The following is a 16603-nucleotide window of genomic DNA, read 5'->3' on the forward strand; positions in this document are numbered from 1 at the left end:
GCCTTCCTTTCATAATAAGTTTATGGTTATTCTCGGCTCTTGGAGATCACATGACTTATATAGGCAAAGGAGCGTCCTGTTTCAATGAAAAGAAAAAGAAGTCTGAATTTTTTTAAACCGATAGAAAGTTATTCCGGCAACTGGTCCATTCTCGAGGAGAAAAACAGGGAATGGGAGAACGTCTACCGCCAGCGCTGGTCGCATGACAAGGTAGTTCGGACCACGCACGGCGTGAACTGCACCGGCTCTTGCAGCTGGAAGGTGTTTGTCAAGAACGGCATCATTACGTGGGAGAACCAGCAGATCGATTACCCGTCCTGCGGACCCGACATGCCTGAGTTTGAGCCGCGGGGCTGCCCGCGGGGGGCCAGCTTCTCCTGGTACGAATACAGCCCGCTGCGCGTGAAATATCCTTATATGCGAGGCAAGCTCTGGCGGCTGTGGGAAGCAGCCCTCACGGAGCATAGCAACCCGGTGGAAGCCTGGGCCAGTATCATAGAGGACCTGGAGAAAGCCAAGCAATATAAATCCGCGCGGGGCAAAGGCGGCCATGTGCGGGTCAAATGGGAAGATGCCCTGAAGCTGATTTCGGCGCAGCTGATTTACACTATCCGCAAGTATGGGCCGGACAGGATCGCAGGTTTCACTCCGATTCCCGCCATGTCGATGATCAGCTACGCGTCGGGCGCCCGCTTTATCTCCTTGCTGGGCGGTCAAATGCTCAGCTTCTATGACTGGTACGCGGATCTTCCGCCGGCCTCCCCGCAAATCTGGGGTGAACAGACAGACGTTCCCGAGTCTTCGGACTGGTACAATGCCGGTTACCTGATCATGTGGGGCTCGAATGTTCCGCTTACCCGCACGCCGGATGCCCACTTCATGACCGAGGTCCGCTATAAAGGGACCAAGGTGGTTTCGGTAGCCCCGGACCTGGCAGAGAACGTGAAGTTTGCCGACAACTGGCTTGCGCCGAATCCCGGCACCGATGCTGCCTTGGCCCAGGCGATGACCCATGTCATTTTGAATGAATTTTATCAGGTTCGCAAGGAACCGATGTTTTTGAATTACGCCAAACAATACACGGATATGCCGTTTCTTATTCTGCTTGATTCTCATGAGGATGCCTGGAAGGGCGGCCGGTTCCTGAGAGCCAGCGATCTTGGAGAAACTTCGCCGAATTCTGATTGGAAGCCGGTCATTTATGATGAAGCTGCCGGGGAGTTGATGGTTCCAAACGGTACGTTGGGCCAAAGATGGGAGCAGGGCAAGAAATGGAACCTGATCCTTGAAAGGGAGGACGGGACGAAGGTCGAACCTGCGCTTTCCGTAGAAGGCCATAGGGAGCAGTGGGAGGAAATCGTGTTCCCGTATTTCGACAACGTTAAGAACGGGACGTTCAAACGAATGATTCCAGCTATGAAAATCCGTCTGGCCGACGGTTCGGAGCGTTACGCGGCTACCGTGTACGACCTTATGATGAGCCAATACGGCGTTGCCAGTACGGCGAGTTCTTATCACGCTAAAAATGCTTATCACGCTAACAATTACGAGGACGAAACGGTCCACTATACCCCGGCGTGGCAGGAAAAAATTACGGGCGTCAAGGCGTCCGTGGTCGTGCAGATCGCCCGAGAATTTGCCCAGAACGCTCTAGATACCGGGGGACGCTCCATGATTATTATGGGAGCCGGCATCAATCACTGGTTCAACAGCGACACGATTTACCGCTCCATTTTGAATCTGGTTATATTGACCGCTTGCCAAGGCGTTAACGGCGGAGGCTGGGCCCATTATGTCGGCCAGGAGAAGCTCCGTCCCATTGAAGGCTGGTCGGCGATCGCCTTTGCCAAGGACTGGCAGGGACAGGCGCGGCAGCAAAACGCGACTTCGTTTTTCTATTTTGCAACGGACCAGTGGAGATATGAAGAAAGCGATACGCATTCGCTGAAATCTCCGACCGCAGGAGACGTTCATTACCGGCATCCTGCGGACTACAATGTGCTGGCTGCCCGTCTCGGCTGGCTACCTTCCTACCCGCAGTTTAACAAGAACAGCTTGCTGTTCGCGGAAGAAGCGGCCCGGGAGGGCAAGAAATCGCCTGAAGAGATCATCCGCCATTCGGTGGAAGAGATCAAATCCCGTAACACTAAATTTGCGGTGGAAGATCCGGGTGCTCCAGAGAACTTCCCGCGTTCGCTGTTCGTCTGGCGGTCGAACCTGATCTCCATGTCTTATATAGGCGGATGACCGTAACCCGTAAATGGGAGAAAATTAACGGCCTTAAGTCCATTTAGCGGCCCACAGCTTCATTTCATGGCAGATGACATGCAGATCATGTCCTTTGGGTGTCAATGAATATTCTACGGTAACCGGCACGGTAGGGAATACTTCGCGTTCGAGAACGCCCTGTTCCTCCAAATGGCGCAGCGTACTGGTCAAGGCGCGCGGACTGACGCTTGGAATGCGCCGCTGCAGCTCGCCGAAACGCAGTTTGCCGCAGAATAGTTCGCGGATGACAAGAAAAGCCCATTTTCCGCCGAGCACGTCCAGTGTTTTCTCGATATTGCACTCAATATGTACCGGCTCTTTAGGGATATAGCTGCTTGCTTTTTTAGCTGTTTTCATAAGTTATCCTCCTCTGTGCAACTAACTATACAAGGTATAGTAGATATACTAACTATAATTAAGTGAAAATGATTTCACTTCTTTAAATCATATATGAACTTTATTAGAATGAAAAGGGTTACGACCCCAACAAAACACCCTAAGGAGGTACATCGAATATGAAATACCGGAGATTAGGCGGAAGTGGACTGAAAGTCAGTGAAATCAGCTTGGGCAGCTGGCTTACATATGGCGGTTATGTGGAACGTGAAAATGCGGTGAACTCGATTAAAACCGCATATGATTTGGGCATTAACTTTTTTGATACAGCTAACGTTTACGAGAAAGGCGCAGCAGAGGAACTGGTGGGCAAAGCGCTGAAGGAATACCCTCGCGAATCTTACGTGCTGGCTACCAAAGCCTTCTGGCCGATGGGCGAAGGTCCGAATGACCGCGGCTTGTCCCGCAAGCATATTACAGAGCAGGCCAACGCCAGCTTGAAGCGTCTGGGCCATGATTATGTGGATATTTTCTACTGCCACCGTCATGACCCGGAAACGCCGCTGCATGAAACCCTTCGTGCGATTGACGACCTGGTTCGCCAAGGCAAAGTGCTGTATGTGGGTGTGAGCGAATGGCAGGCTTCCCAAATCGCAGAAGCGCTTGGCGTTGCCGACCGTTATCTGCTGGACCGCATCGTCGTAAACCAGCCGATCTACAACATGTTTGAACGTTACATTGAGAAAGAAATCATTCCGCTCAGCGAACGTTCCGGCATCGGACAAGTCGTATTCTCCCCGCTGGCCCAAGGCCTGCTGACAGGCAAATACACATCTGCCTCCGACATCCCGCAGGACAGCCGCGCAGCCAAGCTGGACTGGATGCGCAAAGGCATTACGGAAGAGAAGATCAACAAGGTGCATCAGCTTGAAGGCATTGCCAAAGAGCTGGGCATTTCCGTCGGCAATCTGGCGCTCGCCTGGATTCTGCGTCAAAACAATGTGGCCAGTGCCCTGGTTGGCGCAAGCCGTCCGGAGCAGGTGACGGAGAATGCGAAAGCTTCCGGCATCGAATTGAGCGAAGATGTGCTGAACCGCATTGAAGACATTTTGAAATAATCAAATGGAATAAATGCAATAGAACGAAAGCGGAATATAACCATTGTGAAATGGGGATATTCCGCTTTTTTCTGGGGATCAGAAGTCCAAGAGGGAGAGCGGGAGAAGCTGGAGCGGCCATAACTCATTTTAACGATCCGGATAGGAAACTTCCGTTGATTCACGGCATAGATCGGAAGATCGAAGTATGGAAAGCGCTTTATTTTGTCTTCTATAATATCAGCGAAAGCTTATTCGTAAGCCAATCGGTCCCAAGAAGGAGGTAGCGTTATGAGTGTCAAAAGTACGATCCCCATCAAGGCGGCAAAGGAAGGGGCAACCCGATTTGTAGTGGAGAACGGGAAGCTGAAGCTTATGATTGATCTGGAGAAGGGGGAGTACACCTGCAGCGGTGAAGGATTCGCGGAGCTTGCCGGGCTGAAAAGCGCATTCCGTTGGAACGGACGCGAATATGATTCAGGGCATTACAACACCCGTCAATTGAAAGAACCGGTTCAGGTAGAAGATGGTTTCGGCAAAGGCATCCAGGTAACGGTCGTCCATTCCGAAGAGGGTCTGCCGGAATTGGAACAGAACTTCTACGCTTATGAGAATGCTCCTTTTGTGCTGCTGAGAACGGCTGTTACGGGAGGAGCTCTTTTTAAAGCCAACCGGTTATCCGTTTTCAAATTGAAGGCGTTGTCGTTTGTGGATGAACATCATCCTGATGACCAGCTTCAAGTGCTCCGGATACCGTTCGACAATGACAAGTGGGTGCGGTTCCACGCCGAACAGCTGCCGGTTTCAACGGAAAGTTATGAAGCGACGACCTTGTTCCTCCCGGAGAGCCGCAAAGGGATTGTGATGGGCTCCTTAAGCCATGACCTTTGGAAAACAGGGATTCGGATCAAAGCGGACAGCGCCTCCCAGATTGATGAGCTGGATCTCTACGCCGGGGCGGTGAGCGAGATGACCCGCGACTTTCAGCCGCATGGCTATGTTAAAGGCCCGCGTGTAGAGTCGCCGCTTGTCTTCCTCGGGTTCTATGAGGATTACCGGAGCGGGCTGGAGGCGTATGGCTGGGCCAATACGGTTATCGCTCCTGCGCTTCCGTGGAAGGGAGGCGTCCCATTCGGCTGGAACAGCTGGTCGGCTGCAGCCGCGAAGCTGGACTATGACCTTTACACATCGACAACGAATTTCCTTAAGCAGGAAGTTCAGCCGCTGGGTTTTGAAAATGAGGGAACACTTTATATCAACTTTGATGCCTTCTGGAACAACCTGTCCCCGGAAGAATTTAAATCTGCTGTTGAACGTGTCCGTCAAAACGGACATAAGCCGGGCACTTATTGGACGCCGTTTGCTTTCTGGGGAGCACCCGAGCAGTTCGGACAACCCGTTGAAGGAACAAATGGAAAATACGTATACAGCGACATCCTGCTCCGCGATGCGGATGGCGAGATCGTCGCCGATATAGCCGGAGGCCTGCCGATTGACCCAACACATCCCGGCGCGCTTGCCAGAATAGACTGGTTCATCTCCAAGGCGATTGCGGACGGCTTCGAATATATCAAACTTGATTTTATGGCCCATGGAGCCTTGGAGGGACGGCATTACAACCCGGATATTACGACCGGCATAGCTGCTTATCATTATGGCTTGTCTTATTTGGCGGATAAGCTGTCGCCCGAGAAGGCCGGCCGGCCCTTCTTTATCCATTTGTCAATTGCGCCGTTATTCCCGTATGCGTTCGCTCATGGACGCCGTATTTCCTGCGATGTGTTCGGTGAAATCGGGGACACGGAATATCTGCTGAATTCGCTCACGCATGGCTTCTGGATGAACAACACGTTATACCGCTTTAACGATCCGGACCATACAGTCATGTACAAAAGCTTCAATCAGGAGCCGACGACCCGCCACGAAGGGCGGAGCCGGCTTACGGCTTCCATCATTTCCGGTACAGTGCTGCTGCTTGGCGACGATTTCCGCAGGGAAGAAGCCGCTTGGCGGGCTAAGCACTGGCTGGCCAACCGCGAGGTGCTGAATCTGGCCCGGCTGGGTCAAACCTTTATTCCGGTGGAAGGGAATTTTGGCCAGCAGGCATGCGATATTTTTGTGCTGAAGACGGAGGAGACAGGTTCGGCAGGAGGGGAAGCGCTGTACGCGGCGGTCTTCAATTTCGACAAGCAGAATGCGGCCAGCAAAACCTTCTCGCTGAAACGGATGGGTCTGGAATCCGGACAAAGCTATCAAATGACCGAGCTGTGGGAGGGAGAGTCGGGGATCATTCGGGATAAGCTGACCTGCATCCTTGAACCGGCGGAGTCCAAAATCTACAAGTTGACCGCACTTGCGAAGGAGGAACTCCATGCCTATTAGGCCGATCAACCGTTTTCTGCAAAAATCAGCCGCAGCGGTCATGCCGCTTATCCTGGCGTTAGCTTTCTCAAACGGCTCTATAGCCGCCCCGGCGGATTCGTCAGCTCATGGACGGGAAGCTTCTGCCGCGCTTGTAAGCTATGAAGCAGAGGCCTCCGGCAATACCTTTACAGGCAATGCCGGTCCGGTGGCCTGCGACAGCTGCTCCGGCGGCTCCAAAGTTGGCAATCTGTATGGCGGCTCGACGCTTCAGTTGAATGGAGTCAACGTCAGTCAGGCCGGGGTTTATGATTTGACCATTTCATACATTTCCGGCGATTCGCGGGCGGCCTCTCTCTCCGTAAACGGCGGGGAGAAAGAGAGTATCAGCTTTCCTAAAACGGCGGACTGGAATACGGTGGGACAATATACTTATCAAATCTACCTGCAGGAGGGCAGCAATACCCTCTTGTTCGACGATGATAACGGCTATTCCCCCGATTTTGATAAAATCGAGCTTGTTTATGATGCTGCAGGCAGCGAAGGACCAAGCGGCGACGGCAATATCGGTGCGCTGGGGAAACTCGTCAGCGTTTCGAAATACGGGGCCATTACCCTCACGGAATATAAGAAAGGTTTTAAAGTCAGCAGTTCTTCCTATGACGTCGTGTATAACACTCATACAGGATTGTCACAGTACAACTGGGGAGGCCGCACGGTGGCAACGGGCTTGTACAGCATGATAGACACCGGGAACCAGCTTTCGAGCAAGGATTACAATTCGCATATGTTCAGCAAACAAGAGATCGTGCCTTTCCGGGATACGGTCGGCAAAGGCATCCGCTTGACCGTACACAACAAGAAGCAGGGAGCACCCACCCTTGACCAGATTTACACCATCTATGAAAAAGGCCCTTATTTGCTGACCCAGACGGTAGCCAAACAATCGAAGCCTCTCGCCACAAACTATATTGCGCCGGTTGTCATGGAAGCTAAGGGCGGCATCGATATCGGCAGCTATGGCGATAACAGAGTCCTCGTTGCCCCGTTCGACAACGACGCCTGGTCCCGTTACCAGTCCAAATCAATGAATACAAACCTGAATAACCATAATTTCGTCAGTTCCGAGCTGACGGCGGTCTTTGACAATACCAGCCGCAGCGGCCTCGTATTGGGCTCCGTGACTCATGACACCTGGAAAACCGGCATTTACTGGAGCGGGTCAGACAACAAGCTGAACCAGCTGCAGGTGTATGGAGGGTTTGCTTCGCCATCCTCGACCCGGGACAGTATTGCCCATGGAAAGGTAACGGGAACAAGCGTAGCGTCCCCGGAAATCTTCGTAGGCTTTTACAGCGATTACCGGACAGGACTTGAAGCCTATGGGGCGGCGAATGCTGCCGTAGCGCCTCCGCTTGCCTTTGGGCCGGATATTCCTTCGGGCGTGCCGGTGGGCTGGAACAGCTGGGGAGCTTACTCCAGCAATGTCAGCTATGATGCCGTTGCCGACACCTCCGAATATTTCAAGAATCAGCTGCAGAACCATTCCTTTGAGAATGACGGCAGCGTCTATATCAACCTGGATTCCTATTGGGACAACATGAATGATCAGCAGTTAGCCGATCTTGTGGCTCTGATTCATGGCAACGGGCAGAAAGCGGGCATCTATTATTCGCCTTTCGTATATTGGGGCGATAATCTGGAACAAACGGTGGAAGGCACCAATGGAGCTTATAAATATGGCGATATTGTGCTTCGCGACAACAACGGCCAGGTGCTGCCGAAGCTGGACGGGGCTTATGCGGTTGACCCGACGCATCCGGCTGTTAAGCAGCGCCTGGATTACTACATGGACCGTTTCAAGAAAGCTGGCTTTGAATATATTAAAGTAGACTTTCTGACGCATGGCTCGCTTGAAGGCAAACATTATGATCCGGCGGTTCAAACCGGTATTCAGGCCTATAACGAAGGTATGGCTTACCTAGATCAATCGGCAGGAGGAACAATGTTTATCAGTGCTTCCATTGCGCCGATCTTCCCGAGCCAATACGCGCACAGCCGGCGGATTTCCTGCGATGTGGACGGTTCCATTAGCAGCACAGAGTACCAGCTCAATAACCTGACCTACGGCTGGTGGCAGAACGGAACGATCTACTCCTACACGGATCCGGATTATATGGCGCTGAGCAAAGGCGGTTCCTTGGAAGGAGCACGTTCGCGCGTGAATGCCGCGGCCATTTCCGGAACGGTATATTTGGATTCTGACGACGTACACGATGCGGCTGCCCGCGAATATATGGAAGCTCTGCTGACCAATCCGGCCATTAACAAGGTTGCCTTGAAAGGCAAGGCCTTCAGGCCGGTCGAAGGCAACACAGGCACCCATGCGGCAGACACCTTTGTTTTGGAAGAGGGCCATACCTTCTACTTGGCAACGTTTAACTACACGAATACCTACATTGCAAGAACCGTTGATTTAGAACGTGCAGGATTGAAGGGCAGCAGAGCCTACAAGCTGACGGATCTATGGACCGGCGAAACCAGCACGGTTCGCGGCTCGTTCCATACGGCTCTCCAGGGAGCTGGCTCCAAGCTGTTTAAGCTTGAGCCTATGAATTGATTTTGGGAATTCTCGTTCGGAATTGTTGTTCGCAAAGCCGCTCTCCTGGCGATGGAGAGCGGCTTCTATTGATATGGCGAACAAGAATGAAAAGCGGAATCTTGCGAAAGCATTTTCAAATGAGGGAATTGTGGGGAATTTATTATAGAATCGCAACCTCATTAAGAGGTAAAATATTCCTTGCGGACAAGGCGGCAGCCATCAGGTTGGGCTTTGTTTAGTATGGATCAAGATCGGGGGCTTTACTTTGGAGAAACGTCAATATGGCAATACCGGTATGGAGGTCAGTGTGCTTGGTTTTGGCGGGGCTGAAATCGGCAGAGGCGTGTCTGAGCAGGAGGTTGAACGACTGCTGCACAGCGCGCTGGATGCGGGTCTAAACGTGATTGATACGGCCGAATGTTATGGTGACAGCGAAGAGCTGATCGGCAAAGTGCTGGGCGGAAGGCGCGATGATTTCTATCTCTTCACCAAATGTGGACATGCCTCCGGTTTGGAAGGCGGGGACTGGAATCCGTCCATGCTCGAAAGCAGCATAGATCGAAGCCTTAAGCGGCTGAAGACGGATTATGTCGATGTGATCCATTTGCACAGCTGCAGCGAAGAGGTTCTTCGCCAAGGCGGCGTGATCGAGGTTCTGCAAAAGGCCAAGCAGGCCGGAAAAACACGTTTCATTGGCTACAGCGGAGACAGTAGGGATGCGGCTTATGCCATTCAAACCGGCGTATTCGACAGCTTTGAAACGTCTGTCAATATTGCGGATCAGGAAGCTTTGGAGCTGACGATTCCGAAGGCCAAGGAGAAGGGAATGGGAATTATCGCCAAACGGCCGATTGCCAATGCGGCCTGGACTTATGATTCCCTGGATGAGAAAGCTTATCCTTATGTATACTGGAAGCGCCTGGGTGAATTGAAGTATGACTTCTTGACGCAGGAACTCAAGCAAGCGGTACAAACGGCTTTGCGGTTCACGTTAAGCGTGCCCGGTGTAGATACGGCTATCGTTGGCACCAATAAGCCAAACCGCTGGCAGGAGAACGCGGCTCTTCTGGCTGAAGGCCCTTTGCCTTCAGAGGTGTTTGAACAGATTCGGGCCCGCTGGCAGGAAGTGGCCAAGCCGGATTGGCAAGGTCAAGTTTAACAACCCTTGCACATAAAACCTGTCTGCAATGTGAACAATATAACGGACAAAGCAGGAACTGCCATGGCCTGGCAACCGTAAAATCCTGATTTATTTTGGAAAATATATCGTTTTTGGCCTTAATAGGCGATATCACTGAACTAACCCCTCGTTTAGGCTCTGAAATTGTCGAAATACGGTCACATGTGAGGTTTTTGCAAATTGACCTCTCTCAGACACGAGAGTATACTTGGGTAAGAAACTTTCAAAAATACATTAATTAAATTTGTGGAGGTTACCAAAAATGAAATTTTTCATCGATACTGCCAACCTGGACGACATCAAAAAAGCATACAAACTTGGTGTTCTGTCCGGCGTAACTACAAACCCTTCTCTGGTTGTTAAAGAAGGCGTTAAATTTGAAGACCGCATCGCGGAAATTTTGCAGGCTGTTCCTGAAGTTGAATCCGTATCTGCGGAAGTAACTCCGGATGCAGAATCCGCTGAAGATATGATTGCCCAAGCTCAAGAGCTGATCAAAATCAACAACGGCGACAAGAACATCACAATCAAGCTGCCTATGACTTTGGCCGGTTTGGAAGCTTGCCGCGCTTTGACTAAACAAGGCGTTAAAACCAACGTAACTTTGATCTTCACAGTGAACCAAGCTTTGCTGGCAGCACGTGCTGGCGCAACTTACGTTTCTCCATTCCTGGGTCGTTTGGACGACATCTCCGAAGACGGCGTTCAACTGGTTGCCAAAATTGCTGAACTGTTCCGTGTTCACAATCTGGACACTCAAATCATTGCGGCTTCCGTTCGTCACCCTGACCACGTTACACGCGTAGCGTTGGCTGGTGCGCACATCGCCACAATTCCATTCAGCGTTATCGACCAACTGACTAAACATCCATTGACTGAACAAGGTTTGGCTAAATTTGCTGCCGACTGGAGCAAAGCGGTTAAATAAGAACCGTCAAGCCCGCTTATCAGCTTAAGGGTTATAACCAAGCACCGCGTTGAATAAACGCGGTGCTTTTTTTTACATAAGCTTTACTTGCGATTGACGCTTCACAGCTATAGGAGTGATACGATAGGACTAAAGGGCTAGACGAACAGGAATTTAATTCTCATTTAAAGAACAATAAAGGGAGAAACCAAGATGAAGAAACCGCTCTTTCCAGCTATGGACAAAAGCGGTCTGTATAACTACATGACCTATTTCTATCACAACACCCGCCGCTCCCTGCTGGCTTATAAGCGGTTTGACGAGCTTCAACGCATTGTGCGCGGTAAAAAGCTGACCACTTATTTCCAGCCGATCTTTCATTTGCAAAAGAACGATTGTCTCGGCTTTGAAGTGCTGAACCGTCCAACTGTTTCCTCCCATTTCCCGACCACCGAATCTTTTTATGACTTTATCGGTCAAACGGATCAAGTGTTTGCCTTTGAGCGGTTTTGCCGGGAGTTATCGCTGGAGCGTTTCAACTTAGCGGCGGACGAGGGGCATAAACGAGCTGCCGTCATCTTTTTAAATGTTCATCCGGAGGTGTTGTCCGATGCCAATTACCGCAGCGGGGAGACCCTTCATCTGCTGTCCAGATTCGGATTCACGCCCGAGCAAATTGTATTTGAATTAACGGAACGCCAGGCCGTTCAGGACTACGATGCGTTTGAAAGGGTTCTGTCCCATTACCGCTCGCAAGGGTTCAGGATTGCGATTGATGACGCAGGCTCCGGATATAACAGCCTGAAAGCCATTGTCAGTTTGAAGCCGGAATTTATCAAGCTGGACAAGTCCCTGATTCGTGATGTGCATGTGCAGCCTAACCAGCGGAAGGTGGTCAAGCTGCTGCAGGAATTTGCCGAGGCCTCCGGCACGCATATCATCGCTGAAGGCATTGAAAGTCGGGAGGAAATCTCTTATCTGCGCTCGGAAGGGATCGAATTTGGGCAAGGTTATGCGCTGGGCAGGCCGGAGACCAGCCTTCAATCCGTTCCTTTGTCCTTTGCCCCGATTTAACCGAACTCAACGCTCCGGCATCATGGCATTTCTCCCAGGAGAGAGAGGATGAGAAGATGTTTACGAAAATCGGTGAGATAGCCGAATCTATCCCTTCCGTAACCCCAGACACCCCATGCAGCTTCGTGAATGCCTTATTTAAAGAAAATGCAAAGCTGGAAGGAATTGCGGTAGTTGATGGGAACGGACATCCTCAATTACTGATGCGTTCCCGCTTTTATCAGAAGATCGGTACGCAATACGGCTATAATCTGTATATGGGACGCCCGGTCCGCCTTTTAGTCAATAACCAGCCTTTGGTCGTGGATTACGAGGAACCGATTCCGGAGGTCAGCATCCGGGCTATGAGCCGGAGCGAAGAGGAGCTTTATGAAGGGGTAATTGTGACGAAGGATGGAGGCTTGTATGGGGCTGTCAGCATTCGCAGCTTGCTGCTCGCGGTCGCGGATATCCGGGCTGAGATGGCTATTTTTATGAATCCGTTAACCGGGCTTCCGGGGAACCGGATCATTGAGGACCGGCTGCACCAATCCGTCCGGCAGGAATTTTTCAGCGTGTTATACATAGATTTGGATCATTTCAAAACGTACAATGACAGTTATGGCTTCAAAATGGGCGATGAGCTGATTCAGACCACTGCCAATCTGCTGCGCAAATATTTTGCCGATGATTTCCTGGGGCATATCGGCGGGGATGATTTTATAGCGATACTAAGCCACCATGATTTTGAGCCGATGTGCCGTCAGGTCATTAAGGAGTTCGAGAAGCAGAAGCTGGAATTTTATAATGAAGAGGATTGGCTGAACCAATACGTGATGGGGGAATCTCGGGACGGCCTTTACACCCGAGTACCGCTCACCTCGATTTCTATCGCCGTAGTGACAAACCGGTCAAGGTCCTATAGGCATATGGACGAAGTGGTGGAAGAAGCCACACGGATTAAGAAGATTTGCAAGTCTACCCCGGGGAGCGTCAGTTATGCCGATGATGAGGTTGTTGCCCACAGCCCGGGTGTGCAGACGCTGAATGGAAAGAAATGAAGTTTAATTACGCATTGCTGTTCCTTGCGAGCAGGAGAGCTTGGAGTAGAACAGATTGAACCCGGTGTGTTCATCCAATTCGTTGTTCTGTGATACACTTTCATCAAGAATAGGATTAAATTCAAAGACGGCGGAGGGTGAGAAACAATGCAGATTGAAATTATAAAAGCAAACCCCGATCATCTTCAGCCATTAATGAGCATGATTGGCCGGGTTGTCCGGATAATGAATGATGGCGGCAACGAACAGTGGGGGGCAGATTATCCGGCCGAGGATATTATTGCAGAGGATATAAACAGCCAGACGATGTATATTGCGGCAGGGGAGAATGGCCAGGTACTAGGCATGATGGTGCTTGATGAGAATCAGGATGATCAATATGCAGGAATCGACTGGCAGCAGAAGCAGGGCCCGAACCTGATTATGCACCGGCTGGCGGTAGATCCGAATGCGCAGGGACAGGGCATTGCCAGCAAGCTGATTGCTTTTGCCGAACGGTATGCCCTGGAGAACGGGTACAGGAGTCTGCGCCTGGATACATACGAGAAGAACAGGACAGCGCAAGGCCTTTATCTCAAGCTTGGTTATGAAATTAGAGGGAAAATTAATTATCCGGGGAGAGAGGCCGATTTTCCCGTGTTTGAGAAAGTCCTTCGTCAAGCCTAGAGCAGTCAACCGGTGCGGCAGGAGTAGAAGTATGGATACAACTTTGAAATATAGGTGACAAGGATGTAACCATCTGCAAATGAAAAACAAACCTACCGTTTGCGGTAGGCTTGTTCATGAAGGGCGGTAATACAGCGAAACAGGGATTCTCCGTCATCTCTTCGTTCAAACCCGGGTTTCAAGGGGAGAACTAAAGCCCGATAAGGCTCCGGCACCCATATATAAGTATGAACGTAGTCTGTGGGGATAAAGCCGCATCGTCTCCAAAATTGAAGACGGGCCTGATTGATTTCGTTGTCTTCGGCTTCCGCTTCCAGAATAATCGCTTGAATGTTATGCTCCCGCACGGCCCAATCACGGATTTGATTCAGAAACAGCTTGCCCAAACCCTGCCCGCGCAGATCCTGGCGAATAGCCATATAATCGAGAATCAGCTTTCGCTCGCCTGCTTGCCCGACCAGTCCGGTTACGGCCATTGCTGCGGCTTCCTCCTCCTTATATCCGCCATGCAGAAACCCGATCTTCCGGTCCAGCATACCGCGGAGGATGGGTTCCGGTTTGGCGCCGTGAGGGAAGGCTTCCTCGTAAATGGGCTTCAGCTGATTCCATTTGTTCTGATCCCAATGAGACAGGGTTGTAAACGATAAATCCATCGCTTGTGTCCTCCAAATCCATGTGCAGCACTCTGCAGATGCTCTGATTATGCTTCTCAAACTTATTGTAGCATATGGGCTGTGTCGATGTGCAAAAGGCCCTTTTTTGTATCAAAATTGATATATTCTGTTTATAGGATCGTTACCCTTGAACGGCAGGGTTCAGGTATAGTCGAATAGGAGTTCCAAATGGAACCGGACAGATCCGCCCAGATTGAGCATGGCTTAAGCGGGGTAATGGGACAAAAGGCAAGCTTGACTTAACGATAAAGGAGCAGATTACTATGATACTCAAAAAAACCTTCACAAACGCGACACTTGCGCTGGCTATGGCCGGTGTTATCGGAGCCGGATCGTTCGGCCTATACGGAGGACTGGCGCCTGTACATCAAGCACAGGCTGCAGCCGTCAGCCAGTCCGATTCGCAGAAAGCGCTGGCTACCTTGAACAGCTTCTACAAGCCTGCTTTAAACGGTCATTTCCCTGGAGTGGCAAGCAGCTTTGTCATTGGGAAAACGACGAAAGAAGAGGTCATCAAAGCGATCGGTAAAGCGTCAATGCCGGCCAAAGATGCCGATTCGTTCGATGTATACGGAGCGGAAATGGGCAATCCGGGTTATGCCTTCAATTATAAGTTAGACAAAATCCGGGAAATCCGCTATTTCGGAACCAACGTGGAACGCCAGACGAATATCGGCGGCATCACCATCGCCATGCTGAAGAAAAACTGGTACGCACCAAACTCGGTGTCCACGTTCAAAACAGGCAAGCTCACCCAGACGAAATTAACTTATGTGCGCGGCGATTACAAGCTGGAGTTTATCTTTAACAGCAGCACGGATCTGGATCATATCAATCTTTTGAAGAAATAAGCACGTCATCAAATGGCCGGTACCCTGAGGGTGCCGGCTTTGTTGTTTCATGGGCCCGGATTGCGGATCAAAAAAATACAAATAAGGAGCGGAATCGTCCAAGCTTTCCGAAAGGACGCGGCGGTATAATGCTAGTAAGCATCAACCGGCTAGGTTGTCAGGTTGAATGAAGCAGAGAAGGAGCATAACCATGGAGAAGACGAGGAAGCTGAAGCTGCCGGAAGGGGCAGAACCAACAGGACAGAAAGGGCATTCCAGACCTTCCAATCAAGGGAAAGATCAGCAGCGGCAAGAAAAGGTGGGGGAGCTGCAGGAGCAGCCTCCCATGGAACTAGGGTATGTCTCGGCAACACCGCTTGGGGCGGCGGCCAATCAGATCCTAAACCGGCCTGAGCCGTTTACACATACGTATCGAACGTATTTTCGTCCTTATCGCTGCGGGCGCTTGCTGCTGCGTTTATGGCACAGCAATGCGGTGGACTCGACTTGGGACCGGGGGCAGGAAGCGACAGGAGGAGAGCCTGGCGGGAAATGGAGGATCGAATCCGCTTATCTGGGAGATGGCGGTCTTGAGCCGGACGGCCGAGTGAAGCCTGATTCCATCACCCCAGTTACCTTCGGGGGGACCGGGACCAAAGACGTGCTGCCGGGCGAAACCTTCGCCAGCGATGAAGTATCCGTCCAGGTCGAAGAAGGGCATTACATGGTCTTCAGCTGGACGCTTACGGCACTGGAGCCGGGAAAGTCGATTCCTTACAACGTGGAGGGCATGCTGGCCACTGCTTATGATGGACCGGGGAACTGGGCAGGAGAACCTGAAGCAGGAGAAGCTAAGCTTTCGGAGAATCTGCTTGTAATGCCGAGCTTCATAGGGGAGTATCGGCCGGACGCTTCACGGTTTGTCCTGCTCGGAGATTCCATTACCCAAGGCGTACGAACGGTCAAAGACGCTTATGAATATTGGGCGGCCCGAATCGGCAGCAAGTTAGCCGGGCGGGCCGGGGTCTGGAACATCGGTTCAGGCTGGGGCAGGGCTTATGATGCGGCAGCTGAAGGGAGTCCTTGGCTGCATAAAGCGCAATACGCGGACGAGCTGCTGGTTATGCTCGGCGTGAATGACATCGATATCGGAGAACGTTCGGCCGGGCAGCTTATGGCGGATTTGTCGGCCCTGATCTGCCGGCTTAAGGAGAGAAATCCGGACATGAGGATTTTATTAAGTACGGTTCCTCCTTTTAATTTTACTGGGCATCGGGAACAGGTTTGGCGTTCGGTTAATGAACAGATCTTAAATCAGCCGCCGAAGGGGGCGGACTTTGTTTATCCTGTCGGAGATTGCTTGTCCTGTCCTAAACCGGAGGATCACCGGATCAAACCCGAGTATATGAGCGATAGGTACGATCCCCATCCAAACGGGGCCGCCGGACAGGCCGTAGCCGAGGCGTTTATGGACTGGTACAGAACGCAAGGGGTGTCCGGCTGTTCGAGCCGGGAAAATGAATAATTTGAAAAACTTCTAATAATTTTGTACCCGAAATAGGCAGGTT

12 protein-coding genes and 1 pseudogene are annotated in these 16603 nt (G+C 51.3%); 11 read left to right on the forward strand and 2 right to left on the reverse strand.

What is annotated here, in order from left to right; all coding sequences use genetic code 11:
- Positions 1-84: 84 nt before the first annotated feature.
- Positions 85-2241 (forward strand): annotated as a pseudogene (locus tag AWM70_RS06885) (nitrate reductase subunit alpha); the annotation flags it as partial.
- A 39-nt stretch (positions 2242-2280) separates the two neighbouring features.
- Here the strand turns inward: AWM70_RS06885 and AWM70_RS06890 are convergent.
- A complete protein-coding gene (locus AWM70_RS06890; RefSeq protein WP_068694931.1) occupies positions 2281-2625 on the reverse strand; it encodes a winged helix-turn-helix transcriptional regulator in 345 nt (114 codons plus the stop codon).
- Positions 2626-2783: 158 nt separating this feature from the next.
- Here AWM70_RS06890 and AWM70_RS06895 point away from each other — a divergent pair, with 158 nt between their 5' ends.
- The 8 genes from AWM70_RS06895 to AWM70_RS06930 all read left to right on the forward strand — a co-directional run bounded on the left by AWM70_RS06895 (position 2784) and on the right by AWM70_RS06930 (position 13531).
- Positions 2784-3722 (forward strand): aldo/keto reductase family protein, encoded by a 939-nt coding sequence (locus tag AWM70_RS06895; protein ID WP_068694932.1) that lies wholly within the window; start codon positions 2784-2786, stop codon positions 3720-3722.
- 270 nt (positions 3723-3992) lie between these two features.
- Entirely contained in the window at positions 3993-6083 is a 2091-nt protein-coding gene (locus tag AWM70_RS06900) for an alpha-amylase family protein (RefSeq protein WP_068694933.1), read from the forward strand.
- Positions 6073-8682: a carbohydrate-binding protein gene (locus AWM70_RS06905; RefSeq protein ID WP_068694934.1), complete on the forward strand. Its 2610-nt coding sequence runs from the start codon at positions 6073-6075 to the stop codon at positions 8680-8682. Before AWM70_RS06900 ends, AWM70_RS06905 begins: the two co-directional genes overlap by 11 nt.
- Before the next feature lie 247 nt (positions 8683-8929).
- Positions 8930-9823: an aldo/keto reductase gene (locus tag AWM70_RS06910; protein WP_068694935.1), complete on the forward strand. Its 894-nt coding sequence runs from the start codon at positions 8930-8932 to the stop codon at positions 9821-9823.
- A 283-nt stretch (positions 9824-10106) separates the two neighbouring features.
- Positions 10107-10772: a fructose-6-phosphate aldolase gene (fsa, locus tag AWM70_RS06915; protein ID WP_068694937.1), complete on the forward strand. Its 666-nt coding sequence runs from the start codon at positions 10107-10109 to the stop codon at positions 10770-10772.
- A 192-nt stretch (positions 10773-10964) separates the two neighbouring features.
- Positions 10965-11825, forward strand: a complete 861-nt coding sequence (locus tag AWM70_RS06920; protein ID WP_068694939.1) for an EAL domain-containing protein — start codon at positions 10965-10967, stop codon at positions 11823-11825.
- A gap of 56 nt (positions 11826-11881) precedes the next feature.
- Complete coding sequence (locus AWM70_RS06925) at positions 11882-12865, forward strand: GGDEF domain-containing protein (protein ID WP_068694941.1); 984 nt, start codon at positions 11882-11884, stop codon at positions 12863-12865.
- A 147-nt stretch (positions 12866-13012) separates the two neighbouring features.
- Positions 13013-13531: a GNAT family N-acetyltransferase gene (locus AWM70_RS06930; RefSeq protein WP_068694943.1), complete on the forward strand. Its 519-nt coding sequence runs from the start codon at positions 13013-13015 to the stop codon at positions 13529-13531.
- A gap of 92 nt (positions 13532-13623) precedes the next feature.
- On the opposite strand, the gene AWM70_RS06935 is transcribed toward AWM70_RS06930, so the two are convergent.
- Positions 13624-14184, reverse strand: a complete 561-nt coding sequence (locus AWM70_RS06935) for a GNAT family N-acetyltransferase (protein ID WP_068694945.1) — start codon at positions 14182-14184, stop codon at positions 13624-13626.
- A 284-nt stretch (positions 14185-14468) separates the two neighbouring features.
- Between AWM70_RS06935 and AWM70_RS06940 the strand changes: the two genes are divergently transcribed.
- Together AWM70_RS06940 and AWM70_RS06945 are read left to right on the forward strand one after the other, a co-directional pair.
- On the forward strand, positions 14469-15056 hold the full coding sequence (locus AWM70_RS06940; protein WP_068694947.1) for a YjgB family protein: 588 nt from the start codon (positions 14469-14471) through the stop codon (positions 15054-15056).
- Positions 15057-15246: 190 nt separating this feature from the next.
- Entirely contained in the window at positions 15247-16560 is a 1314-nt protein-coding gene (locus tag AWM70_RS06945; protein WP_237167856.1) for an SGNH/GDSL hydrolase family protein, read from the forward strand.
- Positions 16561-16603 lie beyond the last annotated feature (43 nt).

This window comes from Paenibacillus yonginensis (assembly GCF_001685395.1).
Lineage (GTDB): Bacteria > Bacillota > Bacilli > Paenibacillales > Paenibacillaceae > Fontibacillus > Fontibacillus yonginensis.

Bases quoted from the DNA above. Each gene is read 5' to 3' on its own strand.
- fsa (WP_068694937.1), top strand. From the start codon at position 10,107: ATGAAATTTTTCATCGATACTGCCAACCTGGACGACATCAAAAAAGCA.
- AWM70_RS06920 (WP_068694939.1), top strand. From the start codon at position 10,965: ATGAAGAAACCGCTCTTTCCAGCTATGGACAAAAGCGGTCTGTATAAC.
- AWM70_RS06895 (WP_068694932.1), top strand. From the start codon at position 2,784: ATGAAATACCGGAGATTAGGCGGAAGTGGACTGAAAGTCAGTGAAATC.
- AWM70_RS06905 (WP_068694934.1), top strand. From the start codon at position 6,073: ATGCCTATTAGGCCGATCAACCGTTTTCTGCAAAAATCAGCCGCAGCG.
- AWM70_RS06940 (WP_068694947.1), top strand. From the start codon at position 14,469: ATGATACTCAAAAAAACCTTCACAAACGCGACACTTGCGCTGGCTATG.
- AWM70_RS06930 (WP_068694943.1), top strand. From the start codon at position 13,013: ATGCAGATTGAAATTATAAAAGCAAACCCCGATCATCTTCAGCCATTA.
- AWM70_RS06925 (WP_068694941.1), top strand. From the start codon at position 11,882: ATGTTTACGAAAATCGGTGAGATAGCCGAATCTATCCCTTCCGTAACC.
- AWM70_RS06900 (WP_068694933.1), top strand. From the start codon at position 3,993: ATGAGTGTCAAAAGTACGATCCCCATCAAGGCGGCAAAGGAAGGGGCA.
- AWM70_RS06890 (WP_068694931.1), bottom strand. From the start codon at position 2,625: ATGAAAACAGCTAAAAAAGCAAGCAGCTATATCCCTAAAGAGCCGGTA.
- AWM70_RS06935 (WP_068694945.1), bottom strand. From the start codon at position 14,184: ATGGATTTATCGTTTACAACCCTGTCTCATTGGGATCAGAACAAATGG.
- AWM70_RS06945 (WP_237167856.1), top strand. From the start codon at position 15,247: ATGGAGAAGACGAGGAAGCTGAAGCTGCCGGAAGGGGCAGAACCAACA.